This window comes from Trichococcus collinsii (genome assembly GCF_900107505.1).
Taxonomy (GTDB): domain Bacteria; phylum Bacillota; class Bacilli; order Lactobacillales; family Aerococcaceae; genus Trichococcus; species Trichococcus collinsii.
In genome coordinates this window covers 1-5,811 of sequence record NZ_FNQH01000019.1, presented here as the reverse complement: position 1 = coordinate 5,811, position 5,811 = coordinate 1, and the positions used below count along the sequence as shown (strand labels likewise).

General features: G+C 44.8%; 4 protein-coding genes, 3 tRNA genes, 1 rRNA gene and 1 other annotated feature. All 8 genes read left to right on the top strand.

Annotation, left to right across the window (positions count from 1 at the left end):
* Window positions 1-72: transfer RNA gene (locus BLV66_RS15310), tRNA-Gln, on the top strand.
* A gap of 22 nt (window positions 73-94) precedes the next feature.
* Window positions 95-165, top strand: a tRNA-Cys gene (locus BLV66_RS15305).
* Window positions 166-210: 45 nt separating this feature from the next.
* A tRNA-Leu gene (locus BLV66_RS15300) sits at window positions 211-294 on the top strand.
* Window positions 295-598: 304 nt separating this feature from the next.
* Window positions 599-1,666 (top strand): mannonate dehydratase, encoded by a 1,068-nt coding sequence (gene uxuA, locus BLV66_RS15295; protein WP_086985513.1) that lies wholly within the window; start codon window positions 599-601, stop codon window positions 1,664-1,666.
* A gap of 32 nt (window positions 1,667-1,698) precedes the next feature.
* Window positions 1,699-2,340, top strand: a complete 642-nt coding sequence (locus BLV66_RS15290; protein ID WP_086985514.1) for a bifunctional 4-hydroxy-2-oxoglutarate aldolase/2-dehydro-3-deoxy-phosphogluconate aldolase — start codon at window positions 1,699-1,701, stop codon at window positions 2,338-2,340.
* A gap of 230 nt (window positions 2,341-2,570) precedes the next feature.
* Window positions 2,571-2,987: a binding site (T-box leader), on the top strand.
* A gap of 84 nt (window positions 2,988-3,071) precedes the next feature.
* The gene (gene trpE / locus BLV66_RS15280) at window positions 3,072-4,502 is read left to right on the top strand and encodes an anthranilate synthase component I (RefSeq protein ID WP_086985515.1); all 1,431 of its coding nucleotides are present in this window, start codon (window positions 3,072-3,074) and stop codon (window positions 4,500-4,502) included.
* Window positions 4,503-5,099, top strand: coding sequence for an anthranilate synthase component II (locus BLV66_RS15275; protein ID WP_086985516.1), 597 nt, complete (start codon window positions 4,503-4,505; stop codon window positions 5,097-5,099).
* Between the two features lie 568 nt (window positions 5,100-5,667).
* Window positions 5,668-5,811: ribosomal RNA gene (locus BLV66_RS15270) — 16S ribosomal RNA — on the top strand; the annotation flags it as partial.

Here is a 5,811-nt window from a genome sequence, read left to right as displayed (position 1 = left end):
TGGGCTATCGCCAAGCGGTAAGGCAACAGACTTTGACTCTGTCATTCGTTGGTTCGAATCCAGCTAGCCCAGTTTTTTTAAATAGTAACACCTCGGCGGTATAGCCAAGTGGTAAGGCACAGGTCTGCAAAACCTCTATCACCGGTTCAAATCCGGTTACCGCCTTTCCATAAGTACAAGTAAGATGGAAAATTGCATTCTTCATATCATGCCGGCGTGGCGGAATTGGCAGACGCGCTGGACTCAAAATCCAGTGCCCGCAAGGGCGTGCCGGTTCGACCCCGGCCGCCGGTATCACATCTGAAAAACCCGGAAAGATGATTTCATCTTTCCGGGTTTTTTTGTCGAATTTTTTTGGCTCGCTGTTCTTTTCACTTTAGAGCTACGGCATTTACAAAGAAAAAATATTTTCTTTTGATTTTCCCTTTACAAAAAAATATTTTTTTGTATAATAAGAGTATAAAGGTTGGGTGCGCTATCATATCGCTGAAGTTTCGAATGGCCAAAGAACTGATGGTTTAAGTGCTTGGTAAGGCATCAAAGCTGGAAAACAATCAAGAGGACAATATTTCTCAAGGAAAAGGAAGGGTGAAGCGTAATGAAATGGGGATTTAGATGGTATGGGGAAAAGGGAGATACAATTCCGTTGAAACATGTTCGACAAATACCGGGAATAAACGGTGTTGTGGGTACTCTGTTGAACAAACTGCCTGGAGATGTGTGGGAAATTTCTGAGATTCAAGAATTGAAAGAGTCAGTTAAAAAAGGCGGTCTGGAATTACTGGGGATCGAAAGCGTGGCGATTCATGACGCAATCAAAGCGGGAACACCTGAACGCGATCACTACATTGAAAATTACATCAAGACAATCAAGAACCTATCCGCATGCGATGTTCGCATGATTTGTTACAGCTTCAAACCAATTTTCGGCTGGGCAAAAACAGACTTGTTCTATGAAAATAAAGATGGCAGCTTCTCGCTTGTATACGATCAAGCTGTCGTTGACAAGATGGAACCGGCTGATATGTTTAAACTGATTCACAGCCAATCGAAAGGGTTCAGCCTACCTGGTTGGGAAGAAGAGCGCCTGAATAAATTCGGCAAATTGATGGAAATGTACGAAGGCGTTACAGAAGAAATCTTATTTGAAAACCTAAGCTATTTCTTGAAAAAAATCATTCCGGTCTGCGAGGAAATGGATGTCAAAATGGCGATTCACCCTGATGATCCTCCATTTGCACTATTCGGCTTGCCTCGTATCACAAAGAATTTGCAAGACCTTAAAAAAATCCTCAGCATTGTGGATTCTCCATACAACGGACTTACGCTTTGCACGGGTTCACTTGGGGCTGAACCAAACAATGACATGGTTGAAATCATCCATGAAGTCGGGGGAAAAATCAACTTTGTTCACTTCCGCAATGTCGAATTTTTGGGCGAACGCAAATTCAGGGAATCAGCACATTTGAGCTCGGATGGTTCGTTGGATATGTATGCCATCATGAAAGCTTTAGTGGATGTCGGTTTTGACGGAGTCATCCGTCCCGATCATGGACGTACTGTTTTTGACGAGGTCGCAATGCCTGGTTATGGGTTGTATGACCGCGCAATGGGCATTACGTATCTGCAAGGGTTGCATGAAGCAATCACGAAGGCAAAAGGATAAGATTCCTTTATGCAAGAAAGTGAGAGTGGCATATGTTAGCGAACATGGAACACGAAATTTATCGACAAATCGAGGAAACAAAATTATTGCCTCTTTATACCGCTACGGATCTTTCCTGTTTGGATCGTTTGGAAGAGATTCTGGTCAAGAACGAGGTGCGGTTCATTGAAGTGACGTTCCGAAGCAACTTAGCCTTGGATGCAATGAAGAAATTGGCTCAGTCAGGCGAGCTGATTGTTGGCGCAGGAACGGTGAGGACATTGAAAGAAGCGAAGGACGCGGTTGAAAATGGCGCGAAATTCATTGTTTCGCCGGCGATCGTTCCGGACGTCATCGAGTTCTGCATCAAGCATGATATCCCTGTGTTCCCTGGGACGGCGACACCTGGCGATATTCAACGCGCTACGGAATATGGCATCAAAGTAGTGAAGTTTTTCCCGGCAGATATTTACGGTGGGTTGAAAGCGATCAATGCTTTGAGCGGTCCTTTCTACGACGTTAAGTTCCTGCCGACTGGCGGAATCAACGAAGAAAACTTTATGGAATATGTCGAAAATGACCATATAGTTGCTGTGGGCGGTTCGTTTATCATTTCTGAATCGGCCATCCAAAAAGATGATGGTGAAACGGCCGATAAAACACTGAAATCACTGGTGGATAAAATCAGAGCCTAGAAAAATACATGAAGGGCGGTTGTTAAAACGATCCTTTGCCAATTATGCTAAAATTAGTGGAGTAATGACACGAGGGTGTTGTTGCTCTGCTTTTTTATGGCTTGAGTTGCGTGAATGATTGTAGCCAGCACTCGTCGCGATGGCAACAGAGTGATTCTATCCCAATAAAAACAAGCATTTACCAGTTGACAATAATGAGAAATGGATTATAATGAATTAAAATTAAACTAATAAAATCTGTGATGAGAAGTAGTAGCCAATAGCGTTTAGTCAAAGCGAGTTTGGGGCAGTGAAAGCCAAACACTGTAGCTGTTGGTGAATGGATCTCTGAGACGTGATGCGAAAATTACAGTAGCAAAAACCGGGAGTCCGCCGTTAAAAGGACGGGGTATCGAGTAACATCCGTACCCGCAGAGCGAGTTTTGTACTGAGGTGGCAAACGAATGGAAACATTTCGTCCTTTTGAGGAGGAAGTGTTTTTTTGATTCTGTAGTATTAGCGCGAAAACAATGTATAGCCCTTTTTTGGTGACGCATTGGGTCCTTGATTCCGTAAGGGAGACACGGAGCGCAAAGAACGACAGAGTCGAGCGTTAGTCAACAGTACGGAACTAATATGGGTGGCACCGCGGCTACATCGTCCCATTATAGGGGATGTTGTGGCTTTTTTTGTACCCAAAATCCCCTGAAACAAGCAAAAATAGCGAAAAAATCTCATTAGGGGTGGATAAAATGTTTAATCTGACAGCAACAGAATTTGCAGCATCAAAAAAACAGAATAAGGTCTTTCCGGTGCACTTGACGGTCAATGCGGACCAATTGACGCCCATCGGTATGTATTACAATCTCCAAGGGAAGCATAAGTTTTTGTTCGAGAGCGTCTTTTCTGAGAGGGAAATCGGGAGATATTCCTTTCTGGGTTCGAATCCTTACAAGAGTATCACGAGTATGGGCGAAGAAGTGACGATCATCACCGATGGACAAGCTGTGCACAAAAAAGGCAGGGTGCTCGATTTCGTAAAAGAGCATGTATCGATTCCCTATCTTAAGACCGATATCCCGTTGCCATTTGTCGGCGGCGCGATCGGCTATGTCGGCTATGATGTCATCCGACAATACGAAAAGCTGCCGAATGTGAACGCGGATGAACTGCATGCGCCTGAAGCCTATTTGATGTTCTACAAGCAATTCATCAGCTATGATCACTACCAGCACAAGATGACGCTCGTCCATAATGTTTTTCCGGATGATACGGAGGATTATGAAACAATCACCGCGAATCTGGAAAAATTAGCCGAAACGATGAACCAAACGAACGGCATCCGACCTTTCCAAGAGGTGAATCCGAATCAAGAGGTTTCTTCAAACGTCAGTGAAACGGAATTTTGTACACTCGTCGAGAAGGCGAAAGAATACATCAAAGCCGGCGATATCTTTCAGGTTGTCCTCTCTCAACGGCTAAAAATCAAATCCGAATCCGAACCGTTCGATATATACAGAAGACTGCGCACCAAAAATCCATCGCCTTATCTTTTTTATATCGATCTAGGCGATTTCCAGGTAGTCGGTTCCTCTCCGGAAAGCTTGGTCACCGTTCAGGATGGCGAAGTCATGACGAATCCGATAGCCGGAACACGCAGAAGAGGGAAGAACGAAGAGGAAGACAATGAATTGAAGAAAGAGTTGCTTGCAGACGAGAAGGAGCGGGCAGAACATGTGATGCTGGTGGATCTGGGAAGGAACGATATCGGCAGGATAAGCGAATTCGGTAGCGTCAAGCTGGATAAGTTCATGGAGGTGGATATCTACTCCCACGTGATGCATATCGTTTCGAAAGTCACCGGCAAGTTGAAACCGGGTTTGACCTGTTTTGAAGCCTTGAGTGCTTGTCTGCCTGTGGGGACCGTTTCCGGTGCGCCGAAAATAAGGGCGATGGGCATCATCGATGAATTGGAAAAAACGAAGCGGGGCATCTATGCTGGTGCGGTTGGCTATTTCTCCTATAATGGCAACATGGATACGTGCATTGCCATCCGGACCATCATTCTGAAGGACGGCTTCGCTTATGTCCAAGCCGGCGCAGGGATTGTGCATGATTCCGTTCCGCAATCGGAATATACCGAAACACTGAACAAAGCAATGGCCTTGAAGGAGGTAATCTAAATGATTTTATTGATCGATAATTATGATTCCTTTACGTATAACCTCTACCAATACATCGGAGAAATCAATCCGGATGTGCTGGTTGTACGTAATGATGCTCTGACGTTGGATGAAATAAAGGCAATGGATTTGGATTGCATCATCCTTTCCCCAGGACCAGGCGTACCTGAGGATGCCGGCATTTGCGTCGATGTGGTCAGGGAGTTTGCTGGAAAAGTACCTCTGCTTGGGATCTGTCTCGGGCATCAGGCCATCGGATACGCCTATGGAGGGAATGTCATCCGTGCAGAAACGCTGAAGCACGGCAAAACCTCCATGGTCACGCATAACGGAGATCCTCTTTTCCAAGGAATCACTTCCCCTTTCGAGGTGATGCGTTACCATTCGCTGGTAGTCGAAGAAAAGAGCCTTCCCGTTGAACTGGAAATACTTTCCAAAAGTGTGGATGATGGTGTCATCATGGCGATGAAGCACAAGGAGCATGCCGTCTATGGCCTACAGTTCCATCCCGAGTCCATCTTCACCAAAGATGGTCAGACGCTTATTCGGAACTTTTTGGAAAATATCGCCAAAAAAACAGTGCTGCCAGTGAACTGATCTAAATAGGTATGGGTGAGCGGGGCAAATCCATCAGAACTTCCGAATGCGAAAGTCGCAAGAATTGGTCGGAATACAGAGGGTTTGGACCGCTAACGCGTATGCCGAATGATGAACAATTATAACGTTTCCTAGATCTATGTCTAAAGGTTTTAAAAAAAGTTAAAAAATCGTTGACAGCATTCGGCTGCGATGATAGTATATAGAAGTTGTCCGCCAGAATCGGCTTTGAAATGATTTGAAAAAATTGTTGACATGCGATTTAGAGCGTGATATTATATAAAAGTTGCTGATCCAAGCATCTGCAAGCCGATAATACTTCTGAAAAACTTTCAGAAAAGGCTTGACGGAGAGCCGGAGCCGTGATATTATGAATAAGCAATCACGTAACACGTGATACGCGATTGACCTTTGAAAACTGAATAAAGAATGAACGAACCAAATGTGCAAGGAGCTTAGACTTCGGTCGAAGCAAACGAAGACGATACTTTGTATCGCAAACATAAAGTCAGCAAAAAATTAAGAGCAATCAGCTTAACGTGTAGGATTTCTGTACAAGAGTCCACATTTACATGAGAGTTTGATCCTGGCTCAGGACGAACGCTGGCGGCGTGCCTAATACATGCAAGTCGAACGGTCTTTTCTATGGAAGCTTGCTTCCACTGAGAAGATAGTGGCGGACGGGTGAGTAACACGTGGGTAACCTGCCCAT